Source organism: Kribbella sp. NPDC055071 (assembly GCF_053608045.1).
This window is the reverse complement of sequence record NZ_JBSGUS010000016.1, coordinates 196863-222760: the sequence shown is the minus strand read 5'-3', so window position 1 is coordinate 222760 and position 25898 is coordinate 196863. Positions and strand designations below refer to the sequence as shown.

Annotated in this window: 23 protein-coding genes; 16 read left to right on the top strand and 7 right to left on the bottom strand. The window is 67.7% G+C overall.

The window, feature by feature from the left end:
- Nucleotides 1–86: 86 nt before the first annotated feature.
- Complete coding sequence (locus ACWF4Z_RS26220) at nucleotides 87–1340, bottom strand: hypothetical protein (protein ID WP_452245791.1); 1254 nt, start codon at nucleotides 1338–1340, stop codon at nucleotides 87–89.
- Between the two features lie 57 nt (nucleotides 1341–1397).
- Entirely contained in the window at nucleotides 1398–2852 is a 1455-nt protein-coding gene (locus ACWF4Z_RS26215) for a GAF domain-containing protein (protein WP_452245790.1), read from the bottom strand.
- Between the two features lie 93 nt (nucleotides 2853–2945).
- On the opposite strand from ACWF4Z_RS26215, the gene adh reads away from it, so the two are divergent.
- Both adh and ACWF4Z_RS26205 read left to right on the top strand, forming a co-directional pair.
- A complete protein-coding gene (gene adh / locus ACWF4Z_RS26210; protein WP_452245789.1) occupies nucleotides 2946–4469 on the top strand; it encodes an aldehyde dehydrogenase in 1524 nt (507 codons plus the stop codon).
- A gap of 2 nt (nucleotides 4470–4471) precedes the next feature.
- Nucleotides 4472–4852, top strand: coding sequence for a DUF779 domain-containing protein (locus tag ACWF4Z_RS26205; RefSeq protein WP_452245788.1), 381 nt, complete (start codon nucleotides 4472–4474; stop codon nucleotides 4850–4852).
- Between the two features lie 65 nt (nucleotides 4853–4917).
- Here the strand turns inward: ACWF4Z_RS26205 and ACWF4Z_RS26200 are convergent, their stop codons facing one another.
- Nucleotides 4918–5400 (bottom strand): hypothetical protein, encoded by a 483-nt coding sequence (locus tag ACWF4Z_RS26200; RefSeq protein WP_452245787.1) that lies wholly within the window; start codon nucleotides 5398–5400, stop codon nucleotides 4918–4920.
- A gap of 309 nt (nucleotides 5401–5709) precedes the next feature.
- Between ACWF4Z_RS26200 and ACWF4Z_RS26195 the strand changes: the two genes are divergently transcribed.
- From ACWF4Z_RS26195 to ACWF4Z_RS26185, 3 genes are all read left to right on the top strand, one after another.
- Nucleotides 5710–6933 carry a S53 family peptidase gene (locus tag ACWF4Z_RS26195; RefSeq protein WP_452245786.1) on the top strand — a complete coding sequence of 408 codons (1224 nt, stop codon included), beginning with the start codon at nucleotides 5710–5712 and terminating at the stop codon, nucleotides 6931–6933.
- Between the two features lie 164 nt (nucleotides 6934–7097).
- Nucleotides 7098–8048 (top strand): hypothetical protein, encoded by a 951-nt coding sequence (locus ACWF4Z_RS26190; RefSeq protein ID WP_452245785.1) that lies wholly within the window; start codon nucleotides 7098–7100, stop codon nucleotides 8046–8048.
- A gap of 94 nt (nucleotides 8049–8142) precedes the next feature.
- Nucleotides 8143–11070, top strand: coding sequence for a M36 family metallopeptidase (locus ACWF4Z_RS26185; protein ID WP_452245784.1), 2928 nt, complete (start codon nucleotides 8143–8145; stop codon nucleotides 11068–11070).
- Nucleotides 11071–11127: 57 nt separating this feature from the next.
- Here the strand turns inward: ACWF4Z_RS26185 and ACWF4Z_RS26180 are convergent, their stop codons facing one another.
- Entirely contained in the window at nucleotides 11128–11661 is a 534-nt protein-coding gene (locus ACWF4Z_RS26180; RefSeq protein WP_452245783.1) for a helix-turn-helix transcriptional regulator, read from the bottom strand.
- Nucleotides 11662–11804: 143 nt separating this feature from the next.
- On the opposite strand from ACWF4Z_RS26180, the gene ACWF4Z_RS26175 reads away from it, so the two are divergent.
- Nucleotides 11805–12632 (top strand): SDR family NAD(P)-dependent oxidoreductase, encoded by an 828-nt coding sequence (locus ACWF4Z_RS26175; RefSeq protein WP_452245782.1) that lies wholly within the window; start codon nucleotides 11805–11807, stop codon nucleotides 12630–12632.
- A 112-nt stretch (nucleotides 12633–12744) separates the two neighbouring features.
- Here ACWF4Z_RS26175 and ACWF4Z_RS26170 read toward each other — a convergent pair whose 3' ends face one another.
- A complete protein-coding gene (locus tag ACWF4Z_RS26170) occupies nucleotides 12745–13752 on the bottom strand; it encodes a LacI family DNA-binding transcriptional regulator (RefSeq protein WP_452245781.1) in 1008 nt (335 codons plus the stop codon).
- Between the two features lie 116 nt (nucleotides 13753–13868).
- On the opposite strand from ACWF4Z_RS26170, the gene ACWF4Z_RS26165 reads away from it, so the two are divergent.
- The 5 genes from ACWF4Z_RS26165 to ACWF4Z_RS26145 all read left to right on the top strand — a co-directional run bounded on the left by ACWF4Z_RS26165 (nucleotide 13869) and on the right by ACWF4Z_RS26145 (nucleotide 18571).
- Nucleotides 13869–14774 carry an amidohydrolase family protein gene (locus ACWF4Z_RS26165; RefSeq protein WP_452245780.1) on the top strand — a complete coding sequence of 302 codons (906 nt, stop codon included), beginning with the start codon at nucleotides 13869–13871 and terminating at the stop codon, nucleotides 14772–14774.
- Nucleotides 14771–15334, top strand: a complete 564-nt coding sequence (locus ACWF4Z_RS26160; RefSeq protein ID WP_452245779.1) for a cysteine dioxygenase — start codon at nucleotides 14771–14773, stop codon at nucleotides 15332–15334. The genes ACWF4Z_RS26165 and ACWF4Z_RS26160 overlap by 4 nt, the downstream gene beginning before the upstream one ends.
- Nucleotides 15335–16370: 1036 nt before the next feature.
- Nucleotides 16371–17183, top strand: a complete 813-nt coding sequence (locus ACWF4Z_RS26155; protein ID WP_452245778.1) for a class I SAM-dependent methyltransferase — start codon at nucleotides 16371–16373, stop codon at nucleotides 17181–17183.
- A 46-nt stretch (nucleotides 17184–17229) separates the two neighbouring features.
- A complete protein-coding gene (locus tag ACWF4Z_RS26150) occupies nucleotides 17230–17685 on the top strand; it encodes a hypothetical protein (protein ID WP_452245777.1) in 456 nt (151 codons plus the stop codon).
- 13 nt (nucleotides 17686–17698) lie between these two features.
- Nucleotides 17699–18571 (top strand): bifunctional helix-turn-helix transcriptional regulator/GNAT family N-acetyltransferase, encoded by an 873-nt coding sequence (locus ACWF4Z_RS26145; protein ID WP_452245776.1) that lies wholly within the window; start codon nucleotides 17699–17701, stop codon nucleotides 18569–18571.
- A gap of 50 nt (nucleotides 18572–18621) precedes the next feature.
- On the opposite strand, the gene ACWF4Z_RS26140 is transcribed toward ACWF4Z_RS26145, so the two are convergent.
- Nucleotides 18622–19725, bottom strand: a complete 1104-nt coding sequence (locus tag ACWF4Z_RS26140; protein ID WP_452245775.1) for a TIGR03118 family protein — start codon at nucleotides 19723–19725, stop codon at nucleotides 18622–18624.
- Between the two features lie 101 nt (nucleotides 19726–19826).
- On the opposite strand from ACWF4Z_RS26140, the gene ACWF4Z_RS26135 reads away from it, so the two are divergent.
- The gene (locus tag ACWF4Z_RS26135; RefSeq protein WP_452245774.1) at nucleotides 19827–20243 is read left to right on the top strand and encodes a RidA family protein; all 417 of its coding nucleotides are present in this window, start codon (nucleotides 19827–19829) and stop codon (nucleotides 20241–20243) included.
- Nucleotides 20244–20398: 155 nt separating this feature from the next.
- Here ACWF4Z_RS26135 and ACWF4Z_RS26130 read toward each other — a convergent pair whose 3' ends face one another.
- Nucleotides 20399–21010: a hypothetical protein gene (locus tag ACWF4Z_RS26130; protein WP_452245807.1), complete on the bottom strand. Its 612-nt coding sequence runs from the start codon at nucleotides 21008–21010 to the stop codon at nucleotides 20399–20401.
- 301 nt (nucleotides 21011–21311) lie between these two features.
- Here ACWF4Z_RS26130 and kdpF point away from each other — a divergent pair, with 301 nt between their 5' ends.
- The 4 genes from kdpF to kdpC all read left to right on the top strand — a co-directional run bounded on the left by kdpF (nucleotide 21312) and on the right by kdpC (nucleotide 25824).
- The gene (gene kdpF / locus ACWF4Z_RS26125; protein WP_131363646.1) at nucleotides 21312–21401 is read left to right on the top strand and encodes a K(+)-transporting ATPase subunit F; all 90 of its coding nucleotides are present in this window, start codon (nucleotides 21312–21314) and stop codon (nucleotides 21399–21401) included.
- The gene (gene kdpA / locus ACWF4Z_RS26120; protein WP_452245773.1) at nucleotides 21401–23062 is read left to right on the top strand and encodes a potassium-transporting ATPase subunit KdpA; all 1662 of its coding nucleotides are present in this window, start codon (nucleotides 21401–21403) and stop codon (nucleotides 23060–23062) included. The genes kdpF and kdpA overlap by 1 nt, the downstream gene beginning before the upstream one ends.
- Before the next feature lie 101 nt (nucleotides 23063–23163).
- On the top strand, nucleotides 23164–25161 hold the full coding sequence (gene kdpB, locus ACWF4Z_RS26115; RefSeq protein WP_452245806.1) for a potassium-transporting ATPase subunit KdpB: 1998 nt from the start codon (nucleotides 23164–23166) through the stop codon (nucleotides 25159–25161).
- A 30-nt stretch (nucleotides 25162–25191) separates the two neighbouring features.
- A complete protein-coding gene (kdpC, locus tag ACWF4Z_RS26110; RefSeq protein ID WP_452245772.1) occupies nucleotides 25192–25824 on the top strand; it encodes a K(+)-transporting ATPase subunit C in 633 nt (210 codons plus the stop codon).
- Nucleotides 25825–25898 lie beyond the last annotated feature (74 nt).

Below are 25898 nucleotides of genomic sequence, written 5' to 3'. Positions count from 1 at the left end.
GTTACTCGTCAGTCATGTCGATGCGGCCATCATCACGCCCGCGTGTTGCATCACACCCCGGTGGGTACACCTCGGTGCGTACTGCGTCAGCCGCGCGCGATGCCGCCCGAACGCGTGGTCCGCGGGGCAGGTTTCGTGGCAGCCGGCTGACTTGCCTCCGCGGCCTTGCCCGCCGAAGCCGCGAGTACGGCGGCTACTTCGGAGTCGGTCTGCTTGTTCCGGTCGTCCCAGCCGCGGGTGTACATCTCGTGCAGGAAGGCGGAGGGTCCGTCGCCGACCAGCGCATCCTCGAGCCGGTCGCCGGTGCCTTCGTGCCGAGCGATCCATCCGGACCGATAGGCGGCCGTGGCCGCCGCTTGCACCGCCACGGTGACCGCAACGTCCGCAGGCCCCGCCGGTGCGGCAGCAATTGCCGCACCTGCAGCTGCGCCGCTCGCCGCGGCACCGCTCGCCGCACCTGCACCTGCGCCGCTCGCTGCACCCCGGCCGCCTGCGGCCTCGGCGCCTGCTTCGCTTGTCGCAGTGCGCTGGTTGCGCAGCTCGACCGGCCCGCGAGAGTCCTTCGCGGTGATCTTCGCCGCTGTGCTGGTGGTCCCCGTCACCAGGCCGTTTCCAGTGGTGAAGGTGTGCTCGCCGTACCCGGAGACGTTGGCCGTGATGTCCCCGCCCTGCACGTCCACCAGGCTGTAGTTGCCGGCCGCGTCCCCAACCGTCACATCGGCCTGCCGTGCCCGCACTGTCAGCCGATCGGTCACCTGCCCGATGTCGACCTTGCCTTCGTCCATCGCGATCTGGACATCCGCCGACTGACCGATCCAGGCGTACGCCGGACCCTCGGCGTAGATCTTGTCGGCCTTCGCGACCCGCACCTCGCCGCCCTGGGAGACGACGTTCACCTCGGCCGCGCCCTGCAGACCGTCGGAATCGACCCCACCCGGCAGCACCACGTCGACGTCCGCATGATCGGTGTCGACATCCACACCGGAACCCAGCGGGACCCGCGCGACGACCTCAACCCGCGAGCCCAGTCGCGGATCGACGTCCGGCGTCTGCACCTGCACGACCAGCCGACCGGCCCATGGGTTCGGCTCCCGATCGAGCTCCGACAACTCGTGCGACGGCGTGCTCGTCCGAACCGGCTCGTCCCGAACGTCCGGACTCCAGGCCACCACACCGTCCGCGATCGCCGCCGCCGACGGGCCGCTCGCGTCTGCCGTCCGCACCTCGAGCTCGGCGCGTTCGATCTCCGGGTCGACCTCGACCCGGATGATCCCGTTCCGCCCGTGCAACAGCACCTCGACCATCACGGGACCGGCAGCCTCAGCGGTGATCGACCTCATGCGCGACTCCTAGGGACCGGGAAACAGAAGTCCACCGAGAGTAAGGACAGCGCGGGGTCACTCGACCAGGCGGTTGAGGCGGGCGGAGACGGCAGGGCGGCGGGGGTCGGTGGGTGGGAGATCGGTGGCAAGGGACTCGAAGATCTCGCGGTCTTCGGCGCCGGTGGAGGTCTGGGCGAAGCGCCACAGGAGCTCGGGGTCGTCGGTATCGAGGACGGCTCGGCGGAGCGTCGCGTCGAGTTCGTCGCGTTCGGCGCGCAATGCCGGCGCATCCGATCGAGCCAGCAGGGGGCCGGCGTACAGGTCGAGGGCGGCGGTCAGCTGGCCGTCGCGGATCGCGCGTTGTACGTCGGTCACGTCGCCGGTGACGTCCGCGATGATCCGGTAGGGCTTGGTGTCGAGTACGCCGCCGCCCAGGACATTCCGCAGTCGGTGCATCTCCGCGCGGACTGTGGTCGGGTTGCCTTCGTCGCCGTACAACTGCAGCATCAGCTGCTCGGCGGTGAGCCCGGCCGGATGCAGTAGGAGCAGTGCGAGCACTTCGGCTCGCCGCAACGTCAGCGCGATCTCGCGCCCACCCACGACCGCGATCGGTTGGCCGGCGCCGAGCAGCTTGAGCCGGAGCGAGGGCCGACTGCGTCGTACCGGCGTCCCTGGGATGCGCAGCAGATAACCCTCGTCGAGCGGCTCGATCAGACCCTCACGTCCATCACCGAGGTCGATCCGGTCAGCGCCATCAGGAAGCACGAGGCGGTTCGGTAACCATTCAAGCGGTTGTACGGCGAGCACTCGCCCGCTCGGCGTGAGCAGCGCGCCCGGCGCGTCGCCCAACGCCATCAGGTGCCGCATGTTGCGAGCCCGCAGCATCTCGTCGGCCGCGGCCATCCGAACCCGCAGCTGCCCCTCGGCCAGCTGAGCGGCCGCAGTCACCAACACGACCATCGCGGGATGGACCGTGCGGAGCGGACCCGAGACATCGACCGCGCCGAGCAGCTTGCCGGTATCGGGGTCGTGGACCGGCGCCGCCGCACACGTCCACTCATGAATGCGACGGACCAGGTGCTCGGCCGAATGGATCTGCACGGGTGCTCCGACGGCGAGCGACGTACCCATGCCGTTCGTGCCGATCTGGTCCTCGGACCACAGCGCGCCTTCGGACAAAGCGATCTGGTCGGCCTGGCGCTTCACCTCCGACGAACCCTCGCGCCACAGGATCATCCCCTGCGCGTCGGTGATGATCATGATGTGCGACGCCTCGTCGGCGATCGTCGTCAGCGTCTGCCGCAGCACCGGCAGGACCGCGCGCAGCGGGTGGTGCTCGCGGATCGACTCGAGCATGTCGTGGTCGACGATGACCGGCGGCGCGTCGAGCTCGGGATCGACGGCGGCGGCGAGCGAACGCTGCCACGACGCGGCGACCAGCGCACGCGGAGACCCGGTCGTGCGGGCGTCGCCGCTGAGCACCTCGTCGTACAGCTCACTGAGCCGGTGCGCCTGCTCCTTCGCATCCATCGCGCCTCACTTCGCGGTGCCTGTCACATGCAACGTCCGTGCAACGTAGCGCCGGTTAGATTCCGGTCCACCCGTCCAGGTCAAGGAGGACCTATGACGATCTTCGCAGCTCCCGGGCAAGATGGCAGCCCGGTCACGTACAAATCGCGCTACGAGCACTTCATCGGTGGCGAATGGGTGCCGCCGGTCAAGGGCGGGTACTTCGAGAATCCGACCCCGATCACCGGCGAGAACTTCACCGAGATCGCTCGCGGTACGTCGGAAGACGTCGAGGCGGCCCTCGACGCCGCGCATGGCGCCGCGCCGGGCTGGGGACGCACGTCACCGGCCGAGCGCGCGAACATCCTGAACAAGATCGCCGACCGGATCGAGTCGAACCTCGAGATGCTCGCGGTCGCCGAGGCGTGGGACAACGGCAAGGCGGTCCGGGAGACACTGGCCGCGGACATGCCGCTGGCGGTCGACCACTTCCGCTACTTCGCCGGCGCGCTGCGGGCCCAGGAGGGCTCGGTCTCGGTGATCGACGACGACACGATCGCCTACCACTTCCACGAGCCGCTCGGCGTGGTCGCGCAGATCATCCCGTGGAACTTCCCGATCCTGATGGCGACCTGGAAGCTGGCCCCCGCGCTGGCGGCCGGCAACGCCGTCGTACTGAAGCCCGCCGAGCAGACACCGGCCTCCATCCACGTCCTGATGGAGCTGATCGCGGACCTGATCCCGCCGGGTGTGCTCAACATCGTCAACGGGTTCGGTGTCGAGGCCGGCAAACCGCTTGCCTCGAGCAACAGAGTCGCCAAGGTCGCGTTCACTGGTGAGACCACGACCGGGCGCCTGATCATGCAGTACGCGTCGGAGAACATCATCCCGGTCACCCTGGAGCTCGGCGGCAAGAGCCCGAACGTGTTCTTCGCCGACGTCGCGTCCAGCCGGGACGACTTCTACGACAAGGCGTTGGAGGGCTTCACGATGTTCGCCCTCAACCAGGGCGAGGTCTGCACGTGTCCGTCCCGGGCGCTGATCCAGTCGTCCATCTACGACCAGTTCCTCGGTGACGCGCGGGCGCGGACCGAGGCGATCAAGCTGGGCAACCCGCTCGACACCGACACGATGATGGGCGCACAGGCCAGCAACGACCAGTACGAGAAGATCCTGTCCTACATCGACATCGGCAAGGCCGAGGGCGCCAAGGTCATCACCGGTGGCGAGAAGGCCGAGCTGGGTGGCGACCTCAGCGGCGGGTACTACGTCAAGCCGACGATCTTCGAGGGCGACAACAAGATGCGGATCTTCCAGGAGGAGATCTTCGGTCCGGTCGTCTCGGTGACCAAGTTCGACGACTACGCGGACGCGATGAAGATCGCCAACGACACGCTCTACGGTCTGGGCGCGGGCGTCTGGTCGCGCGACATCAACACGGCCTACCGGGCCGGGCGGGAGATCCAGGCCGGTCGCGTCTGGACGAACAACTACCACGCCTACCCGGCGCACGCCGCGTTCGGTGGTTACAAGAACTCCGGCATCGGCCGGGAGAACCACAAGATGATGCTCGACCACTACCAGCAGACCAAGAACCTGTTGGTCAGCTACAGCCCGACGAAGCTCGGGTTCTTCTGATCATGGTCGTCGAGAAGGTGTTGCTCTCGGACGAGGCGGCGGGTTGGTTGCGTCGTCTCACCGAGGTGCACGGTCCGCTGATGTTCCATCAGTCCGGTGGCTGCTGCGACGGCAGCTCGCCGATGTGCTACCCGGACGGAGAGTTCCGAACGGGCGCGGCGGACGTGCATCTGGGTGATCTGGTCGTCGACGGCCTGGACCAGCCGATCGGCTTCTGGATGTCGGCGAACCAGTACGAGTACTGGAAGCACACCCAGCTCACCGTCGACGTCGTGAAGGGTCGCGGCAGCGGCTTCTCGGTCGAGGCCCCCGAGGGCATCCGCTTCCTGATCCGCTCCCGTCTCTTCACCGACCAGGAGTCCGAGGCACTAGGACTCCTCTGAAAGCGAGTGCCGACCGTCCGGTGGCGTTGCCGGACGGCCGGCACTCTTCCCTGCCCTGTACGCCGTCACCTCAGCACGGCAGCGTAGATCTCCGAGCTGTCCCGGTCGGGGTGCTCTGTCTTGAGCGCCAGGATCCGCAGACGCTGCTCCTCGGTTGCCGCTTTCACGCGAAGCGCGTGGGCAACATGCGGGCGGTCGACGACGTGCAGCCAGAAGGTGAGATCGATCTTCCAGGTATCGGAGTGCAGTACGGCGTAGAGCCGCTCGTCGGTGATCGCCGGGGTAGGGCGCCGATCGTCCCGCTCGTCACCGAAGTCGATGCTTCGAAGCTCGACCCGCTGGGCGATCGTCGTCAGGCCTTCCAGCACCGACGCAGCTGTGGCGTCGGGTGCGTCGAACATGACGTCGAGGTCGCGGGTGACCATGAGGCCGGACAAGGCGCTGCCGATGAGCACCGGCTGCCAGGGAAAGGCCGACTGCAGGTCAAGCTGTTCGAACAGTTCGTGTGCCTCGGCCTGCAAGGCGTTTGCGTGGTCGGCCAGCGTCATGGCTCGACGGTAGAGGGGTGGGATCTGGTGGGCCAAGGGTTTCCCGGGGTGGGGACGTAGAGTGACGTGGCAAACACAGGGGGAATCCTTCATCGGGCGGCGAGCGCCTTCTAGGCCCGTCAGGGCGGGGAAAATTCGGCCCGATCGGGCAGATGTCATGGGTGCACCCATGACAGATGTCAGGGGACGGATCGCTGGCTTCGGATTGCCTGCCGGGCGGACGATTTCGACACCCACCCCACGCCGGTCTCCGCCCCCGACGCACGGTTTACGAGGGAGCGGAGGTCTGCCCAAAACTCGAGGAGTCCCGTGAGGCAACGGATTCTCGTGTCCGCCCTGGGTGTCGGCGCAATAGCCGTCGCTGGGCTGACCGCGCAAGGAATGACCGCACAGGCATCATCCGTCCCCGGGGCAACCGCCGCCCCGTCGTACACCGCCGGAAAGCACGCCAGTCGGGTGTGCTCGACCACCAAGGCCGCACACACCGCGACGTGCAACGCGGTGAAGCTGGTCGACGCTTCCGGCTTCGCGCCGGCGGCCAGTGCACCGCCGTCGACCGGGCTCACGCCGTCCGGGCTGCGCGACGCGTACAAGCTCAACGGGCTGAGCGCCGGCGGCCGTACGGTCGCCATCGTCGACGCCTACGGTTACCCGAACCTGGAGCGCGACCTCGGCGTCTACCGCTCCCAGTTCGGCATCGCCGCCTGCACCACGGCGAACGGCTGCCTGCGGGTCATCAACCAGACCGGCGGTACGACGCTGCCGACGTTCGACGTGGGTTGGGCCGGTGAACAGGCCCTCGACGTCGACGCGGTCTCGGCCGCGGCTCCGGACGCGAAGATCGTGGTCGTCCAGGCCAACTCGGCCAGCTTCGCCGACCTCGGTACCGCGGTGCAGACCGCGGCCAAGCAGGCCGGGGTCGTTGCCATCTCCAACAGCTACGGCGGTGGCGACGCGTCCGACACGACGTACGGCAAGTACTACAACCACCCGGGCATCGCCGTCACCGCATCCACGGGTGACGACGGTTACCAGGGCGGCAGCTACCCGGCGTCCTCGTCGTACACGACCGCCGTCGGCGGTACGTCGCTCGTTGCCGCCAGCAACTCCCGTGGGTGGAGCGAGACGGTATGGAGCGGTGCCGGTTCAGGCTGCTCGACGTACAACACCGCACTGAGTGCGGCTTCGTCGTTCGGCACCGGCTGCTCGAAGCGCGCAATGGCCGATGTTTCCGCGGCGGCCGACCCGTCGAAGGGCGGGATGGCGATCTACTACCCGACCAGCAAGACGGCGTCGACGTGGGCGCAGTTCGGCGGGACGAGTGAGGCGGCGCCGATCATCGCCTCGGTCTACGCGCTGTCCGGCAACACCGCCGGCTACGCGAACGCGCTGCCGTACGGGCACGCGAGCTCGCTGTTCGACGTGACGAGCGGGAGCAACGGTTCCTGCCCGACAACCCAGTGGTGCAACGCCCGCGCCGGCTGGGACGGCCCGACCGGCCTCGGCACCCCGAACGGCGCCTCCGCTTTCTAGCGGCTGCCGTCTGACGCCGAAGCCCTGCCAGCGAACGGGCGGACCCCTACCGCGATTGGGGCCCGCCCGTTCATCAGGGTTCGGTCAGGGTAGGTCGAGCACCACCGGCTGAGGTGGTTCTGACGCTCCTGATTCACAGCATGCCGATGCTGAGGATCAGGTGTATGACAAATCGCCTGCACCGCCCGCTGTTGTGGGTCTCGATCGCACTCGCCGCGCTGGTCCCGGTCACGATTCTCGGCGCACTCTTCGACGACCGGGTCCTGCTCGGTCACCCGATCTGGATGAAGCCGCTGAAGTTCGCGATCAGCCTGGCCTTGTACTGCGGAACCCTCGCCTGGATGCTGTCCCTGCAACGGCGGGCGCGGCGGGTCGGCTGGTGGATGGGCACGATCGTCGCCGCCGGGATCGCCACCGAGATGGTGCTGATCATGCTCCAAGTCGTGTTCCGAGGCCGGCAGTTGCACTTCAACATGTCGACACCGAGCGATGCCATGATCCACAACATCATGGCGACGGCCATCTACATCGTGTGGGCGGCCGTGTTCGTCGTCGCCGTACAGCTGCTGTTCGACAGGCCCGGTGACCGGGCGTTGCGGTGGAGCATTCGGCTCGCACTCGGTACGACGCTCTTCGGCATGTTGCTCGGCTCCCTGATGTTTCGCGCCACCCCGGCTCAGCAGGCCGAAACCGCCGCAACCGGGAAGGAACTGCACTTCGGCTCGCACTCCGTCGGTGTCGAGGACGGTGGCGCCGGTCTGCCGATCACCGGCTGGAGCACCGAGGGCGGCGACCTGCGGATCGGTCACTTCCTCGGCGTGCACGCGCTGCAGGCGATCCCCTTGCTTGCCCTCGGCCTCGTGCTGCTGGCTCGCCGGTTCCCCGCGCTGCGGCCCGAGGGCCTCCGGACCGCCTTCGTCTTCGTCGGTACGGCGTCGTACGCAGCCCTGATGTGGCTGGTCACCTGGCAGGCCCAGCGGGGTGAGTCGATCGCGCATCCCGGCACGACGACACTCAGCGCGGCCGGATGCTGGCTGGGTGCGACCATTCTCCTGTCGCTCCTAGTACTGTTCCGGGCACGAAGGACAACCCTCGTCCCTACGGCATTCCGGTGATTTCCCTTCCCCGAGAGCTCGCGCAGGCTTAGGGTCGGCCCTCGGACGGGTCGTGGAGGGCGATCCGCAGACACGACTCCCTGGAGATTTTGCTGTGACAACATCACGCAGAGGGCGGGGGCTCCTGGCCGTCACCGCCGTCTCCGCCGCGACTGTGCTGGCTGTGACCGCCGCCAGTGGCGCGAATGCGGCGCCGACCGCTGGCCCGCCCACAGGCAAGGCCAAGGCCGCCCAGACCGATACACCCGCGAGCAAGGACCGTAAGGGCAACTACGACGCCCGGACGCCCAGTGCCAAGACCACCTACGCCCGGTCCGCCAAGGTGGCCGGCAAGGAGAGCGCGGCCTCGGAGAAGTTCCGCAACTCGCTCGGCACCCAGGGTGTCGTCGAGCTGGACCCGAACACCGGGACCCCGGCTCAGGTGACCAAGCTGGACGGATTCCTGACCGGCAAGAGCGCCAAGAAGGCCGCGGACATCACGCTGGACTACGTGAAGGCGCACCCGGAGGTCTTCAAGCTCTCCACCGCCGACCTGACCACGCTGAAGCTGCGCAAGGACTACGTCGACGACCTCGGCACGCACCACGTGTTCTGGTCGCAGGTGGTCGACGGCATCGAGGTGTTCGGCAACGGCCTGAAGTCCAACGTCACCAAGAACGGCCAGCTGATCTCGATCATGGGCTCGCCCGTGGCCGGACTCACTGCCCAGGCCCAGACCCGGTCGGCCGAGGCCGCGCCGCAGGTCACCGCCGACGGTGCGCGGACGGCGGCCGCCGAGGACGTCGACGCGAAGCTGAACACGGCGACCGCCAAGACCGCCGGTGTCAGCACGACGTGGAGCAACGGCGACACCGCCAAGCAGGTGTGGTTCCACACCGCCGACGGGCTGCGCAAGGGCTGGCTGACCTACGTCAACGCCGGGAACGCGAAGATCTACAACCACGTCATCGACGCCGCGACCGGCAGCCTGCTGTACCGCAAGGACCTGATTGCCGAGGGCAACGGCGACGCGCTGGTGCAGGACAACTACCCGGGCGCACCCAAGGGCGGTACGCAACGGGTCGAGAACCTGATCTACAACAAGTGGCTGCCGAAGAACGCCAAGACCCTGCTGGAAGGTACGTCGGTCGCGGCCTTCGCCGACATCAACGACGACAACCTGCCGAACACCGGTGAGACGGTCAAGGTGCCCGGCACCGCGACCGGCGGCGAGTACAAGCTGGTTCCGTTCCAGAACTCCTCGTCGTTCTGCTCGGCCGCGTTCATCTGTACCTGGGACCCGGCCAAGCCGACGTCCTGGCGGACGAACCTGAACCAGGACGTCACGAACGCGTTCTACCTGGCCAGCAACTTCCACGACTGGCTGGCCAAGCCGCCGATCAGCTTCACCCCGGCGGCGGGCTCCTTCGACGCCGCGGGCGGCGACCCGGTGCACCTGAACGCGCTCGACGGCGCGGCGACCGGTGCCAACGGCGGCCCGGACGCCAACCACGACGACAACGCGAACATGGGTACGCCGCCGGACGGCACCTCGCCGACCATGCAGATGTACCTGTGGCACTCGCCGGGCAAGTCCGACGCGCAGGAGCCGTGGGTCCCGGCCAGCGGCGCGAACGACGCCAGCATCCTGTACCACGAGTACACCCACGGCCTCTCCAGCCGGCTCGTGATCGATGCCACCGGCAACAACACGCTGAACAGCATCCAGGCCGGCTCGATGGGCGAGGCGTGGAGCGACTTCTACGCGATGGACTACCTGGTCTCGCACGGTCTGGAGAAGGACACGACCGCACCGGGTGAGGTGCTCGAGGGCAAGTACGTCTCCCACGGGGACCTGTTCCGGACCCAGGCGATCGACTGCCGCGTGAAGGCGGTCAGCCCGAACTGCATCCAGCCCGACGGTTCGAAGGGCGGCTACACCTACGCCGACTTCCCGACCATCGGCGGCCGCCCGGAGGTGCACGCCTCCGGTGAGGTCTGGGCACAGACGCTGTGGGACCTGCGGGAGCGCTTCGGCCGCAGCTACGCGCTGAGCATCATCACCCGCGCGATGGAGCTGTCGCCGTCCGACCCGACCATGCTCGACATGCGGAACGCGATCGTGCAGGCCGACCTGGTCGCCAGCGGCGGCAAGAACGCCGGCATCATCTGGCAGGTCTTCGCCAACCGCGGCATGGGCTGGTACGCCGGTGTCGTCGACGGCGGCGACCCCTACCCGGCCGAGGACTTCCACAAGCCGCCGACAGGCGCGACCACGACCCTGACCGGCACGGTCAAGGACAAGGACACCGGTGCTCCGGTGGCCGGCGCGCTCGTCTACATCGGCGGGCACTCGTCCGGCTACGCGGGTGACTACGCGGGTTCGACCGACGCGGCCGGCAAGTACACCATCACCGGTGTCGCTCCGGGCTCCTACCCGAAGGTCGTCGTGTCCGCGCCGGGCTACGAACTCGTCGTCCAGCCGGTCACCGTGAAGGCGGGCAGCGCGGCCAACTTCGTCCCGCGGCGCAACTGGGCATCGGCCTCCGGCGGCGGAACGGTCGCCGGCTTCAACGGACCGGACTACAGCGACTTCGGTTGTGGTCCGGGCGGTGCGATCGACAACGCCCAGGGCACCGGCTGGGGCAGCACCACCGGAGACGACGACGGCAATCCGACCGGCACGATGATCCCGAAGCACGTCGACATCAAGTTGCCGGCGACGGTGACCGTCACCGGGTTCAACGTCGACCCGTCGGCGACCTGCGGCGACTCGGGGACTGCCTCGACCGGTCAGTACCGGATCGAGACCTCGGCCGACGGCACCACCTGGGCCACCGCTCAGGAGGGCACCTTCACCACCGCCAACCAGGGCAAGTACAACCTGCTGGCCCCGAGCGGCAACGCGACCGGTGTCCAGTACGTCCGCTTCTGGATGCTCAGCCCCCAGGTGCCGAACTTCTCGACCACCTGCCCGGGCTCGACCACCAGCGGTTGCTCGTTCACCGACATGACCGAGATCCAGGTCTTCGGTACCAAGTAACGCCGTACCACTACGGAAGGCCGGTCGAGCATCCGCTCGGCCGGCCTTCCGGCATTTCTACTTCTCTTTGGCCGGTGGGACCGTCTGAGCCCAGTCGGCCCAGTCCGCGAGCGCTGTGTAGAGGCGGATGCCGGCCTCGACGGTGACTCGCAGGGACTGCGTCTGCGGGCTGTAGCCGTACTCGCCGCGGTCCTTGGCGTCGGCGACGAGCCGGTACTGCTCGGCCAGATGACGGTAGTACCCGGCCTCGGCCTCCAGGTGCCGTTGCAGATCGTCGGCGTCCATCAGCCAGAAGAACAGTGACCGCAGCAGCGGCTGCAACCGCATGGTGTGGTCCACGTCCACCTCGGTCAGCCAGCGCTTCACCTCGGCCACGCCGGCAGCGGTGATCCGGTACGCCTTCCGCCCACGCGGACCTTCGCTCTCGACCTCGACCAGGCCCTCACCCGCGAGCTTGCCCAGCTCGGCGTAGATCTTCGGGTGTTGGGCCGGCCAGATCGATCCCAGTACCTCCGTGAATCGCCGGGCCAGGTCGTACCCACTGGCCGGTCCCTCGGCGAGCAGCCCCAGCAGCCCGTGCCGCAACGACATGCCGCCTCCTTGATCGTCGTACTGCGTGCCTCGTCGGCAAGCATCTTGACATGTCCCCTCGGACACGTGCATATTCGTTCATGTCCCTGGGGACATGTCCTATAGAACACCTCATGACCAACCTCATGATCAAGGGAGTCGATATGACGCAGAGTCGGGCGGTCCTCATCACCGGTGCGACCGGTGGGATCGGGATGGCCACGGTCGAGTTGCTGCGACGGCGCGGATTCACCGTGTACGCCGGTGCCCGCGGGCGCGCCACCTTCGGCGAGGGGGTGCGGGTGGTACCGCTGGACGTCGCGGATCCGGAGAGTGTTGCCGCGGCTGCCAAGCGGGTCGCGGCGGAGGTCGACGGCCTGTACGCCGTGATCAACAACGCCGGTGTGATCGTGCAGGGTCCGCTCGAGTTGGTGCCCGCGGACGAGTGGCGGCGTCAGCTCGAGGTGAACACGCTCGGCCCGGCTTCCGTCGTTCGCGAGTTCCTGCCGCTGGTCCGGGCCGGCGCGGGGCGGATCATCAATGTGAGCGCGGCGACCGGCCGGATCGCTCTTCCGTTGCTCGGGGCCTTGTCGGCCAGCAAGGCCGGGCTGGAGTCGCTCTCGACTGCGCTGCGATTGGAGCTGGCTGCCTGGAGCATTCCCGTTGTGGTGATCGAGCCGGGCTCCACCGAGACGGCGATCTTCAGCAAGGCCGCCGAGGCCGCGCGGGTGGCCCACGAGCAGGTCGAGACCGATCGGGTCGCCCTCTACCGCCAGCACCTCGCCGCCTACGAGAAGGCCAGCGCGAGCTTCAAGCCAGGGCCGGTGGCGAAGGTCGCCGAGGTCATCGTCCGCGCTGTCGAGGCGCGGCGGCCGAAGCGTCGCTACGCCGTCGGTGACGCCCGCACCTTCGCCGTTCTCACGATCCTGCCCGCCGGCCTCCGCGACCGGCTCGTGAGCACCACGCTCGGCCTCCGCGGGATCAAGCCGTGAGCGTCTCGAGGTAAGGCGGGCCTTCCCACATGATGGACAGTGGGAAGTAAGTGTAGTGACTTGGTTTAGTTTCGCAGGTGTGGATGCTGATGGACGCCGGTCGTCGCCGCGCTCAAGTGGGTGGGGCGGCGACCGAGCCACGCTCGATCAGCGTCGGCACGATGGTGGTCCGGCGGACGCGGCGATTCGTGTCGACGGCCGACGTGACGCGGCTGACGACGTGGTCGACCAGGGCGTCGAGCGGCCAGTGAAAGGTCGACAGGGGTGGCGTGAGCAGCTGGGACATCGGCTGATCGTCGTACCCGAGCAGGGAGATGTCGTCCGGGACACGGAGGCCGAGCTCGCGGCTCGCGGCGTACACCCCGAAGGCCATCGAATCGGCGAGCGCGAGGATGCCGGTCGGGCGGTGCGGGCCGGTGAGCAGCGTCCGCGCGACCTCGGTCGCTCCGGCCAGGTCGTGCGGGCACTGGAGGATGCGGACCTTCAGCTTGAGGTCCTTCCCGATCCGCTGCGCGATCTCCTCGGCCGGCCGCTCGACCTCGAATCGCAGGGTCGGACTCAGGACGGCGACCTGCCGATGGCCGGCCTCCGCGAGTCGGCGCAGCGCCGTGCTCACGCCGGTCTCGTTGTCGAACACGACCTCGGACTTCGCCTTCGCGCCGGGCAACGCGTCGCCGATCGCGATCACCGGCGCCTGCGCGGTGATCGCCGCCCAGCCCTTCGCGGCCGGGTCGATCGGGATCACCACGATCGCATCGGCGCGGTGGTCGACCAGGTGCTGGGCGAGCTCGAGCTGGCGATCGGCATCGCCGGCCGAATCGATGATCCACGCGTTCCGGTCCGGCGCCAGCAACTCCCGGCCGAGGGCGGCCGCGAGTCGCTGCTGCCACAGGTCTTCGAGGGATGCGCAGAGCACCCCGATCGAACCACTGCGCCCGGACGCGAGGGCGCGGGCGACGGGGTCGGCCTGGTAGCCGAGCCGGTCGGCGGCGTCCTGGACGCGTTGTCTGGTCTCCGGGGTCCCGTGCAGGCCGCGCAGCGCGTACGACACAGCGGCCATCGAGAGCCCGGTCTCGGCGGCGATGTCCTTGAGGGTCGGCCTCCGGCTGGTTCCGGACATGCCCACGACCCTAGGGCAAAGCGTGGACAGAAACTTGACAAGGCCATTCTTGAAGCGCTTCAATCATGGGGAACTGAAGCGCTTCAATGTGATCAAATCTCCGGAAGGGGGAGCCGATGATCGACGTCCACCAGCACTTGTGGCCGGCCGCTTTCGTCGACCGGCTCCGGGCTCGCTCCGAGCCGCCGTACCTGGACGGATGGACGCTGCACACTGCGTCCGAGGCGCCGTACGACGTCGACCCGGCCGCGCACGAGATCGACAAGCGCCTCGCCGTGGAGCAAGACGCGGGGACGACGCTCGCCGTCGTGGCGCTGTCGAGCCCGCTCGGAATCGAGCACCTCGCGGATGGCGCGCTGCTCGATGCCTGGCACACGGGAGCTGCTGAGCTGCCGACGCCGTTCAAGGCCTGGGCCGCCGTCAGCTTGCCCGAGCCCGATGTCGCTGGGCTGGAATCCCTGCTGGACAAGGGTTTCGTGGGTCTGCAGTTGCCCGCGCACGTCCTCGGTACGCCCGATCGATGGGCGGCGCTGGGTGATCTGCTCGCGACCGTCGAGCGGTTGGACAAGCCGATCATGGTTCACCCCGGCGTCGCCGGCGCAGGCAGTGAGGCGCCGGGATGGTGGGCGCCGGTGGTCGATTACACGACCCAGCTGCAGGCGGCCTGGTGGGCGTGGCATTGCTTCGGCGGGCGACGTTCGTACCCGAAGCTGCGGCTGTGCTTCGCGGCCGCCGCGGGCCTCGCGCCCGTGCATCACGAGCGGCTGACCGCGCGCGGCGGCCGGCTCGGCACCATCGACCCCAATCTGTACGTCGACACCTCGAGCTACGGCCCGCAGGGAATCGACGCGGTGGCGCGCGTCCTCGGCATCGACCAGGTCGTGCACGGCACCGACCGGCCGTACGCCGGGCCGACCGAGCTCCGCCAAGGCGCCGCCGCAACCGCGGTGATCCGCCACGACAATCCACACCGACTCCTCTTCGGCGCCGGTGCTCGAACTCCTGAGAGGGGAGTGCAGTGACTGCTCAGCCTATTACCGACGTTCCCGACGTCCCGGCGCGCAACGCAAGCCGGCTCGTGGAGCTCAACGACTGTCTGTCGCTGGACAACCTCCCAGGACGTGATCTCGAGCCCGCGGAGCTGGCCGAGCTGGCCGGCGGTCTCGCCGCGCAGCCGCACCTGTGGGAGGACAAGGTCGCCTACAGCGACGACGAGCGCGTGTTCGCCTCGCTGCACCGGGACGCGAACGTCGACGTCTGGCTGATCTGCTGGACCCCGGTCAACGACACCGGCTGGCACGACCACGACGTCTCCTCCGGCGCGGTCGCGGTCGCCCGCGGCAAGCTCGTCGAGCACAACCTGGCCATCGGCGTCGAATCGGTCGAGACCGAGATCGAGGCCGGCGACGTCTACGGCTTCGGCCCCGACCACATCCACCGAGTCGTAGGCCTCGACAAAGGCAGCGTCACCATCCACGCCTACAGCCCGCCCCTGTGGCGCATGGGCCAGTACTCCGTCAAGGACGGCGTACTCCGCCGAGTCTCCGTCTCCTACGCCGACGAACTCCGCCCCCTCGACTAAGAAAACAAGAGATCTGGAGTGGCCGGGTGCCTGGCTTGCTCGGTGGGTATGTGCGGGTTCGCGCAGCACCCAGCCACTTTGATCTGACGGTTATCCAGAAGGCCTGTGAAGCTTGAACATCCGGGCACGGCGGCGGTCCGGGGTGAAGCGGGGTAGCAGCCAGGAACACTCAGCAATCGGGTCTGTGAGCTTGTGTCCAGGTTTGAGTGCCCGTCGGGGTGGTGCGTGACCCGTGGTTGAAGGGTGGCTGTGTTGCCGCCTTCGGCGGGTGACCTGAGCCGATTTCATGGGTTGGCCCATGAAATCGGGGGATGCGGACCCTGGATGCGGGTGTGGAACCCCCGATATGAGTGGCAGACCCACGAATTTGAGTGGGCTACCCAGGAAATCGGGCCGGCGGTGCGGGGGCGGGGTGGCCGGGGTGGGTGGGCTGGTGGGGATGGGTTGTGGGCTGGTGGGGATGGGTTGTTGAGTCGTGGCGATTGGTTCGTGCCGGGATATTTGAGTCGTGGATTATGTCGCGGACGTTGGGCGTGTCGTTGACCACGATCCACGACTCGATGCTCGATCGGCGAGATATCGAGGTGTGGCCGGATCTGTCTCGGTCCTCGGATCAGACTGTGTTCAACTGGCCGGCGAGCCGAGCTTGTCGGCTGAGCATTCACAGCGTCTGCGCCCGACCGCCAGGCCATCACAATCCTCGTTCGGCAGGCGACTCCTGCCGGCTGGCCTCCACCGGAACCGTGAATTGTGATGGCCTGGAGATCCGATCACTCCGTGACTGGCTCCTCGTCAGTCCCGATCCCTCGCATACGACGGGTCGTTGCAATCCCGACACGACGACCACCGACTGGCCGCACCTACGCACCGAGCCCGCAAAGCACCCAGCCACTCTGTCTTTCTTTCCCTGTTCTTTGTTCTTCCCTGCTCTTCGTCGGAGCCTCCTGAATGTCTCGGGGTCCCCGGGCGATCTGCCCCGGGTTGCCCCGGGATCTGGCCTCCCCGGGGTGGTGGTTCGTGTCCAGGATTGCTTGTTATGACTACGCATGTGGAGCTGGAGAAGCACTACACCGAGCGGTATGACGAAGCGAGCCGGTTGGGCTCGACCATCAAGGGACGATTGGAGTTGGCTCGGGTTCAGGACCTGCTCAGCCGGTATCTGCCACCGCCGCCCGCGTCGGTGGCGGACATCGGCGGCGGGCCGGGTGTGCACGCGAGCTGGATGCAACAGCGTGGGTACGACGTCGAGCTGCTCGATCCCGTGCAGCGGCACGTCGTACAGGCGACCGAGGCGGGGATCAACGCCCTTCAAGGGGATGCGCGCCGGCTGCCGTGGGACAACGAGCAGTTCGACGCGGCTTTCCTGGCCGGGCCGATGTATCACCTGCGGGAGTCTTCCGACCGTCGGCTCGCGTTGCGGGAAGCGATGCGGGTATGCAAGCTCGGCGGGTTCGTCGCGGTGGTCGCGATCAACCGCGCGGCGAACCTGATCGGCTCCACGCTGGCCAACACGCTGATTCAGCGGGAGCGGGTGGTCAAGGACATCCTTCGGGACGGGTTCAGTGCGAACAACGATCGGATGGCGCACACGACGTACCACACCGTCGCCCAACTGAGGTCCGAGTTGGTCGGCGTCGGCCTGCGCAGTGTCACGGTGCATGGGCTGACCGGTCCGGGCGGCTGGCTCACCGTGATGATCGACGCGCACTACCAGGGGCAGCCCCTGCCCGACAGCTTGCTGGAGCCGGATCCGCTCCGGACCGCGCTGGAGTGTGCCCGACTCGCGGACGGGCAGCCGGACCTCGTCCAGTCCAGTTCCCTGCTGTTCGCTGTCGGCCAGCGTGCATGACGGTTGGTCTCAGCGCCGGTTGGTACGACGATTGCGGGAGCGGGCGATGCGGTACGTCGTCAGCGGCTGGCCGGTCGCTCCGCTCGCCGTACCACCGGACAACGGCTCGGAGCCCTATCTGGCCGGAGAACCGGTCCGCACCGTCGAGGAGGCCCAGACAGTGTGGTCGGACCATCCCTGGGCGATCGCACTGATCGCCGAGCCCTTCGAGGTGATGGAGCTGCCACCTGAGTACGGCGCACTGCTCAACCAGCAGCTGAAGACGAACTGCCCGACCGCGATGGCGCCCGCGCGGCGGCACTGGTGGTTCTTCCTCGAGCCGGGCTCGGTCGCGGCGCCACACGTCGTCGGGGCCGGTGGCGCTCTCCACCGCGACTGGGTCCCGGCACCGGGCACTCGACTCTCGTCGACCGGTCGCATCCGCTGGCTCGTCCATCCGCACCAGACCCACTGGCACCCATATCGGAGGCAGGATCCTATCGACCAAGTATTGAGTCTCTGACTAAAGTCAGAGAATGAGCATCGGACAGGTACGGCGGTTCCACCGGGTGGTGAGTCAGCGGGTGGGGGCGTTGGACGACGCCTATCTGGGCCGCGGGCGCCCGTTGGGGCAGGCGCGGGTGCTGTGGGAGATCGGGCCGGACGGGTGCGACGTACGGGAACTCCGGAACCGGCTCGAGCTCGACTCGGGGTACGTGAGCCGGCTGCTGCGGGCGTTGGAGGGCAGCGGGCTCGTGCGGGTGGAGCCGAGCGACGCGGACGGGCGGGTCCGGATCGCTCGGTTGACGGCGCTTGGCGTCGCCGAGCGGGAGTTGCTCGACGAGCGGTCGGACGAGTTGGCCGCGTCGATCCTGGAGCCGTTGAGTGCGCGGCAACAGGAGCGGCTGGTCGCGGCGATGGACGAGGTGTCGCGGTTGCTCGACGCGGCCGCGGTCCGGGTCGCGGTGGTGGACCCGGGCACGGCGGAGGCCCAGTACTGCGTGGGCGAGTACTTCGCCGAGCTCGGGCGCCGGTTCGACGGCGGGTTCGATCACAGCCGCAGCATCTCGGCGGAGAACCACGAGCTGACGTCGCCGGCCGGATTGTTGCTGATGGCAACACTTCATGGCGAACCGGTCGGGTGTGGTGGGCTGAAGTTCCACGGCGACGAACCAGCGGAGATCAAGCGGATGTGGGTTTCACCCACCGTGCGTGGGCTCGGTCTGGGGCGACGGCTGCTGGTCGAGCTCGAACGGGAAGCGGGTGCCCACGGGGCTCCCGCCGTACGGCTGGAGACCAACCGAAATCTGGTCGAGGCGATCGCGATGTACCGCGCTGCTGGCTATCAGGAGGTCCCGGCGTTCAACAATGAGCCGTACGCGCATCACTGGTTCGCGAAGGCCCTGTGATGGTCCGGGGAATCCACCCCTGAGGATTCCCCGGACCATCAGTCCAGCAGTTAGGACTTGCGCAGTACGCCGATCAGGCCGTGGGTCTCGTGGTCCGGGCCGGCCGAGAACCAGAGGGCGTCGGTGCCGCCGGTGGAGGCGGTGCCTTGGAGCAGCGCCCACAGGCCGTCGATCTTCAGGGTCTTGCCGTTGGCGTCGCGGACCTGGCCGTCGGACCGGTAGCGGTTGTGCGCCTTCGGCGTCAGGATGTTGATCCGGCCGTCGCCGAAGTTGCCGACGAGCAGTGTGCCGGCGGGCTGACCCCAGGCGGTGGGGGCGAGTGCGAGACCCCACGGCGCGTTCAGGTCACCACGCGACGCGACCCGGCTGACGAGCTTGCCGTCGACCGTGAACTCGTCGACGAATCCGAGCCCGCGGCCGGCCGCGTTACGACCGGTCTTGGGGTCGACCTTCGCGTACGCGACGAAGATCTTGCCGTTCAGCGTTTGCACGTTGAAGGGCGAGTACCCCTTCGGCAGCGAGAAGTCCCGGAACGCCCACCACGGCAGCTTCACCGGGGCGAAGGTGTTGTCGAAGACGTCGATCCGGCCCTGCGCGAAGTTGGACGCGTACAGCCGGTCGTTCGTCGGCGAAATCGCCAGACCGGTGTAGGCGGCGCCGGGTGTCGTGGCCTTGATCTCGGCCGCACCCACCAGCGGCGAGATCGGCGGTCCCCAGGCGGCGATCTGCCCGGTCAGGGTGGAGAAGATGAACCGCGCCGGCGCGCTCGCGGTCCCGTTGCTGAGGACGAATCCGGTGCCCGTGTTCGCGACCTGCCCCGTCGGCAGCGGCACGGTCACCCGGATGGTGGGCACCTTGGTCGCGGTGGTCGCGCCAGGTGCGGACGAATAGAGCGTGGACGACGACGTCCCTTGGTTGGACGTCCACAGCGGAGACGTCGCCGCCAGCGCGAGACCCCACGGGTTCACCAGGTCGGCGTCCTGCAAGGGAGCCTTGCCGGCCTGGTCGGAGACCAGATTCACCTGCTGTACGGCGAGATGCCTCGACCCACCGTGGTCGTCATGAGCGCTGGCGGTCGCGGGCGCGACCAGAGCGAGACCGCTGACGAGTGCGGCCGCGGCTGCGAGTGGACGGCCCTTCAAGCGAAGCGACATGTCACTTTCCTGTCGGTCGGGATGCGGAACACCATCGATACGGCCGGTCGGGCTAGGCGGTTCAATCCCGGCAAGGTAGACATGAAGGATCTCGGGGCGGGATGGATCTGGAGGGGGAGTACATGTCACGGCTAGCGATCGAACCGTTGAATCCGGTGATCTTGCCGCCGGCCACCGGCAACTACGCGCACGGTGTTCAGGTTGAGGGCGCCCAGCGGATGGTGTTCGTCAGCGGGCAGGTGCCGTGGGGCAACGAGTACGGCCGGGTGCCGGAGACCTTCGAGGCGCAGTGCCGGATGGTGTGGCGCAATGTGCTCGCGGTGCTGTCCGAGGCGAGCATGGGAATCACCAACCTGGTGAAGGTGACCACCCACCTGTCCGACCGCCAGTTCCGCACCCTCAACTCGAAGATCCGCGAAGAGATCCTCGGCGACCACGCCCCGGCCCTCACCGTCATCATCTGCGAGATCTACGCCGAAAACTGGCTCCTGGAAATAGACGCAATCGCCGTGGCATAAACGCGCGGCGGACCCCCGGCACTCACCAACCAGATCGACGAGCAACCGCCCACGCTCAAGAAGCCTCCAGGGCTCCGTCGGGCCGGATGTTGGTGAGTGGCGCAGGTTCACCCCAGTCCCCAGCGGCGGTCGTGGCCGCTGGGGCGGGGTGAGGGTCAGGCCCAGGTTTCGGCGTGGGTGGCTACGCCGTTGGGGGCTATCAGTTCGGTGACGACGTCTTCGGCGTCGGCGTCGAGGGGCTCGAAGGGGAGCTCGGGTACGACGTACGCCCTGGCGCCGGCCACCATCTCGATCCCGGGCAGCTCGAACCAGGCCTCGCCGACCTCGCGGCTGATCTCGTAGATGGCCTGCTCGGCGGAGTCCACCGGCTCAACCTCGATGCTCTCGTCCAGCTCGGCCGGGTGCCGCTCCTGCGCGGCGCGGCCGGCGTCCAGCAGCGCCTCCAGGTCGACCACGCGCAGGTCGAACCGTGAGACCACGCTGATCACCTGGTCCTCCTCGGTGTCCTCGTCGTCGGTTTCGTCGTCGGCGTCGTCCAGCAGCAGCGGCGCCGTACCGGTGTGCTCGAAGACAGCCTCGTTCCAGTCCTCGACGAGCTCCTCGAGCGCGGCGTTCTGCTCGTAGATCGCGGCCTGCTCCTCCTCGCCCGTCATCGCGAGCAGGGCCTCGGTGTGGGCCTGGAGACGCTCGGCGAGCTTGGCGCTCGCCGCGGCGAGCGCTTCCCGGGTTTCTGCGGAGAAGAACTGCTCTACGGGGGCGATGTCCATTTCGGTCACTAGGTGTTCTTCCCTTGGTGTGTGGGGCTCTGGTTGCCAGGCGTAAGTATGCGGACTCGCGGCGTTCTCGCGAAGTCCTGTCCGGAATCAGTGCCTGTGAGAAGGCTGTGAGAGGTCTGTGCGGCGGTGTGAGAGGCCTGTGAGAACACTCCTGAGCGGGCAGCGAGCGGTGTGCAGTGAACTCATGAGCACATGGAAGCCGAGGTGCCGTCATGCCTGACGTGATCTACCTCGCCGTCACCGTCGTCGTGTTCGCGGTCGTCTGGGCCGCGTTGCGTGGAGTGGAGAAGCTGTGAGCGCCGAGAACATCGCCGGGCTGGTGGTGGCCGTGGCTCTCGTCCTCTACCTGGTCGCCGCCCTGATCTTTCCCGAGAGGTTCTGATGTCCGACACCGCAGCCGGCCTGTTGCAGGTCGGCCTCCTTCTTGTGCTCCTGGCTGCCTGCTACCGGCCGCTGGGCGGGTACATGGCCCGGGTCTACTCGGGTGAGAAGCACTCCCGGGTCGAGCGTGGGGCCTACAAGCTGTTCGGGGTGGACGCGAAGACCGAGCAGACCTGGGCGGTCTATGCCCGGTCGGTGATCGCGTTCTCGGCCGTCAGCGTGTTCCTCCTCTACCTGCTCCAACGGATCCAGCACGCGCTGCCGCTGTCCAACGGCCTGCCCGGGGTCGAGTCGGGACTGGCGTTCAACACCGCCGCGTCGTTCGTCTCGAACACCAACTGGCAGTCGTACGTCCCAGAGGTCACGATGGGCCACCTGGTCCAGTTCGCCGGCCTCGCCGTCCAGAACTTCCTGTCCGCGGCCGTCGGCATCGTGGTCGCGATCGCGGTGATCCGCGGTTTCGCCCGGAACAAGACCGACCGGCTGGGCAACTTCTGGGTCGACCTGACCCGGACAGTGATCCGCGTGCTGCTGCCGATCTGCATCCTCGGTGGTCTGCTGCTGGTCGCGATGGGCGTCGTCCAGAACTTCTCCAGCGGTCACGAGGTCACCTCGGTCGTCGGCCAGGCCCAGACCCTCCCGGGTGGTCCGGTCGCGAGCCAGGAGGTGATCAAGGAGCTCGGCACCAACGGCGGTGGCTACTACAACACGAACTCCGCCCACCCGTTCGAGAACCCGAACGGCCTGTCGAACCTGTTCGAGATCTTCCTGCTGCTGCTCATCCCGGTCTGCCTGACCCGGACCTTCGGCGTGATGGTCAAGGACAAGCGGCAGGGCTACGCGATCCTCGGCGTGATGGGCACGATCTGGGGAGCCTTCGTGGTCCTCACGACGTTCTTCGAGACCCAGGGCGCCGGTACGGCGACCCGCGCGGCCGGTGCCGCGATGGAGGGCAAGGAGACCCGCTTCGGCGAATGGGCCTCGTCGCTGTTCGCCGTCTCGACCACGGGTACGTCGACGGGCGCGGTCAACGCGATGCACGACTCGTTCACCCCACTCGGTGGTGGTGTGCCGCTGTTCCACATGATGCTGGGCGAAGTGACACCCGGCGGTACCGGAACCGGTTTGTACGGCATCCTGGTCCTCGCCGTCCTGACGGTCTTCGTGGCCGGGTTGATGGTCGGCCGGACTCCGGAGTACCTGAAGAAGAAGATCACCGGGCGCGAGATGAAGCTGGTCTCGCTGTACATCCTGGCCACGCCGACCGTCGTACTGGTCGGTGCCTCGATCGCGATGGGACTGGCGACAGCACGCGCGTCGATTCTCAACACCGACAGCCCGCACGGCTTCTCCGAAGTGCTGTACGCCTTTACGTCGGCCGGTAACAACAACGGCAGCGCGTTCGCCGGCATCAGCGCGAACATCCCCTTCTACAACACGGCTCTCGGGCTCGTGATGCTGCTCGGCCGGTTCGTGCCGATCGTGATCGTGCTGGCCCTGGCCGGCTCGTTCGCCCAGCAGCAGCCGGTGCCGGTGACCCAGGGCACGCTGCCCACCCACAAGGCGCTGTTCGTGACGATGCTGGTCGGAGTGGTCATCATCGTCACCGGCCTGACCTACTTCCCCGCTCTCACCCTCGGACCCCTCGCGGAGGGACTGTGACCACGCTCGTGAAGACCCCTCCTCCGGCCCCCAAGAAGGCCCCCAAGAACGCCGCTGAGAAGGTGGCGAAGAAGGCACCGTCGGGTGCGTTCGACCCGAAGATGCTGCTGACCTCGTTGCCGGACGCGCTGCGCAAGCTCGATCCGCGCGTGATGGTGAAGAACCCGGTGATGTTCGTGGTCGAGGTGGGCGCGGTCGCGTCCACGATCAAGGCGATCACCGACTCCAGCGTGTTCGTCTGGTGGATCGTGGTGTGGCTCTGGCTGACCGTCGTGTTCGCCAACCTGGCCGAGGCGGTGGCCGAGGGCCGGGGCAAGGCCCAGGCCGAAACGCTGCGGCGGGCCAAGACCGAGACCACGGCACGGCGCCTCACCGACACCGGTCAGGAGGAGATCCCGGCCACCCAGCTTCAACTGGGCGACCGCGTGGTCGTCGAGGCGGGACAGATCATCCCCGGTGACGGTGACGTCATCGAGGGTGTGGCCAGCGTCGACGAGTCGGCCATCACCGGCGAATCGGCTCCGGTGATCCGGGAGTCTGGTGGCGACCGCAGTGCGGTCACCGGTGGTACCAAGGTGCTGTCGGACCGGATCGTCGTACGGATCACGACCAGGCCGGGCGAGAGCTTCATCGACCGGATGATCGCGCTGGTCGAGGGCGCGTCGCGGCAGAAGACGCCGAACGAGATCGCGCTGAACATCCTGCTCGCCAGCCTGACGATCGTCTTCATGATCGCGGTCGCGACACTGCCGACGTTCGCCAACTACGCGCACACGAATCTGAACATCGTGATCCTGGTGGCCCTGCTGGTCGCCCTGATCCCGACCACGATCGGCGCGCTGCTGTCCGCGATCGGCATCGCCGGGATGGACCGGCTGGTCCAGCGCAACGTGCTGGCGATGTCCGGGCGCGCGGTCGAGGCAGCGGGCGACGTGAACACGTTGCTCCTGGACAAGACCGGCACCATCACGCTGGGCAACCGGCAGGCGTCGGAGTTCATCCCGGTCGAGGGTGTGACCGACACCGAGCTGGCCGATGCGGCGCAGCTGTCCAGCCTGGCCGACGAAACCCCGGAGGGCCGGTCGATCGTCGTACTGGCGAAGACCGGCTATGGACTGCGTGAGCGGCACACCGGCGAGTTGCCGCACGCAACCTTCGTCGAGTTCACGGCGCAGACCCGGATGAGTGGGGTCGACGTGGACGGCCGGCAGGTCCGCAAGGGCGCGGCCGGTGCGGTCAACGCCTGGATCCACCAGCACGGTGGCGCTGCCGACCCACAGCTCGGCGAGATCGTCGACGGCATCTCCGCCTCCGGAGGTACGCCGCTCGTCGTCGCCGAGAGCGTGGACGGGAAGGCGCGTCCGCTGGGTGTCATCCACCTCAAGGACGTGGTCAAGGAAGGCATGCGGGAGCGGTTCGACCAGATGCGCGCGATGGGCATCCGGACCGTGATGATCACCGGTGACAACCAGTTGACCGCGCGGGCGATCGCCGAGGAGGCCGGGGTCGACGACTTCCTGGCCGAGGCGACGCCCGAGGACAAGATGGCGCTGATCAAGAAGGAGCAGGAGGGTGGCCGGCTGGTCGCGATGACCGGTGACGGGACCAACGACGCTCCGGCGCTGGCCCAGGCCGATGTCGGTGTGGCGATGAACAGCGGGACGTCGGCCGCCAAGGAGGCCGGCAACATGGTCGACCTCGACTCCAACCCGACCAAGCTGATCGAGATCGTCGAGATCGGCAAGCAGTTGCTGATCACGCGCGGATCGCTGACCACGTTCTCGATCGCGAACGACGTGGCCAAGTACTTCGCGATCCTGCCCGCGCTGTTCGCGGCGGCGTACCCCGGCCTGGACAAGCTGAACATCATGCAGCTGCACTCGCCGGAGTCGGCGATCGTGTCGGCCATCGTGTTCAACGCACTGGTGATCGTGGCGCTCGTTCCGCTGGCGTTGCGCGGCGTTCGGTACCGGCCGTCCTCGGCGTCCTCGATGCTGCGGCGCAACCTGTTGATCTACGGCGTCGGCGGCCTGATCACGCCGTTCCTCGGAATCAAACTCCTGGACCTGGTGATCTCCCTGATCCCCGGTCTACGTTAACTGTGTCCAATTCTTGAAGGGTAGTTGTCAATGGCAAGCAATCTCCCGGGCTCGGTTCGCCAGTTCGGGGTCGCAATCCGGGCCCTGCTGGTCTTCACCGTTGCGCTCGGCATCCTTTACCCGCTGGCGATGACCGGTGTGGCCCAGGCGCTGTTCCACAGCAACGCCAACGGCTCGGTCATCCAGGTGAACGGGAAGGACACGGCCTCGGACCTGATCGGTCAGGCCTACACGATGGACAGCGGGAAGAAGGACGACAAGGGCGACCCGATCATGGTCGCGGACCCGAAGTGGTTCCAGACCCGGCCGTCCGCGGTCGACTACGACGCGATGGGTAGCTCGGGCTCGAACCTCGGCCCGAACAACGCCGACCTGCTCGCGGCCGTCGAGGAGCGGAAGAAGGCCGTCGCCGCGCTCGAGGGTGTCCAGGAGTCGCAGGTCCCACCGGACGCGGTCACGGCCAGCGGCAGCGGTCTCGACCCGGACATCAGCCCGGCGTACGCCGCTCTGCAGATCAACCGGGTCGCCCGTGAGCGCGGGCTCGACGTCGCGAAGGTCCGGCAGTTGGTGCAGGACAACACGAAGGGGCGCGCGCTCGGCTTCCTCGGCGAGCCTGTCGTCAACGTGGTCACCCTCAACAACGCCCTCGCGACACTGGGCTGAGCTGAGATCATCTAGGCATGAACGAGCGAAGCGAGTTCATCATTCAGCACAGCAGCAAATGCTCATTCGCGCCC

What these genes read in the sequence shown, in the direction of transcription:
- ACWF4Z_RS26165 (WP_452245780.1), top strand. Translation starts at nt 13,869, where the DNA reads ATGATCGACGTCCACCAGCACTTGTGGCCGGCCGCTTTCGTCGACCGG.
- kdpA (WP_452245773.1), top strand. Translation starts at nt 21,401, where the DNA reads ATGTCCGACACCGCAGCCGGCCTGTTGCAGGTCGGCCTCCTTCTTGTG.
- ACWF4Z_RS26150 (WP_452245777.1), top strand. Translation starts at nt 17,230, where the DNA reads ATGCGGTACGTCGTCAGCGGCTGGCCGGTCGCTCCGCTCGCCGTACCA.
- ACWF4Z_RS26170 (WP_452245781.1), bottom strand. Translation starts at nt 13,752, where the DNA reads ATGTCCGGAACCAGCCGGAGGCCGACCCTCAAGGACATCGCCGCCGAG.
- ACWF4Z_RS26175 (WP_452245782.1), top strand. Translation starts at nt 11,805, where the DNA reads ATGACGCAGAGTCGGGCGGTCCTCATCACCGGTGCGACCGGTGGGATC.
- ACWF4Z_RS26220 (WP_452245791.1), bottom strand. Translation starts at nt 1,340, where the DNA reads ATGAGGTCGATCACCGCTGAGGCTGCCGGTCCCGTGATGGTCGAGGTG.
- ACWF4Z_RS26140 (WP_452245775.1), bottom strand. Translation starts at nt 19,725, where the DNA reads ATGTCGCTTCGCTTGAAGGGCCGTCCACTCGCAGCCGCGGCCGCACTC.
- ACWF4Z_RS26200 (WP_452245787.1), bottom strand. Translation starts at nt 5,400, where the DNA reads ATGACGCTGGCCGACCACGCAAACGCCTTGCAGGCCGAGGCACACGAA.
- ACWF4Z_RS26145 (WP_452245776.1), top strand. Translation starts at nt 17,699, where the DNA reads ATGAGCATCGGACAGGTACGGCGGTTCCACCGGGTGGTGAGTCAGCGG.
- kdpC (WP_452245772.1), top strand. Translation starts at nt 25,192, where the DNA reads ATGGCAAGCAATCTCCCGGGCTCGGTTCGCCAGTTCGGGGTCGCAATC.
- ACWF4Z_RS26130 (WP_452245807.1), bottom strand. Translation starts at nt 21,010, where the DNA reads ATGGACATCGCCCCCGTAGAGCAGTTCTTCTCCGCAGAAACCCGGGAA.
- ACWF4Z_RS26180 (WP_452245783.1), bottom strand. Translation starts at nt 11,661, where the DNA reads ATGTCGTTGCGGCACGGGCTGCTGGGGCTGCTCGCCGAGGGACCGGCC.
- ACWF4Z_RS26155 (WP_452245778.1), top strand. Translation starts at nt 16,371, where the DNA reads ATGACTACGCATGTGGAGCTGGAGAAGCACTACACCGAGCGGTATGAC.
- ACWF4Z_RS26205 (WP_452245788.1), top strand. Translation starts at nt 4,472, where the DNA reads ATGGTCGTCGAGAAGGTGTTGCTCTCGGACGAGGCGGCGGGTTGGTTG.
- kdpB (WP_452245806.1), top strand. Translation starts at nt 23,164, where the DNA reads ATGCTGCTGACCTCGTTGCCGGACGCGCTGCGCAAGCTCGATCCGCGC.
- ACWF4Z_RS26190 (WP_452245785.1), top strand. Translation starts at nt 7,098, where the DNA reads ATGACAAATCGCCTGCACCGCCCGCTGTTGTGGGTCTCGATCGCACTC.
- ACWF4Z_RS26215 (WP_452245790.1), bottom strand. Translation starts at nt 2,852, where the DNA reads ATGGATGCGAAGGAGCAGGCGCACCGGCTCAGTGAGCTGTACGACGAG.
- ACWF4Z_RS26135 (WP_452245774.1), top strand. Translation starts at nt 19,827, where the DNA reads ATGGATCTGGAGGGGGAGTACATGTCACGGCTAGCGATCGAACCGTTG.
- adh (WP_452245789.1), top strand. Translation starts at nt 2,946, where the DNA reads ATGACGATCTTCGCAGCTCCCGGGCAAGATGGCAGCCCGGTCACGTAC.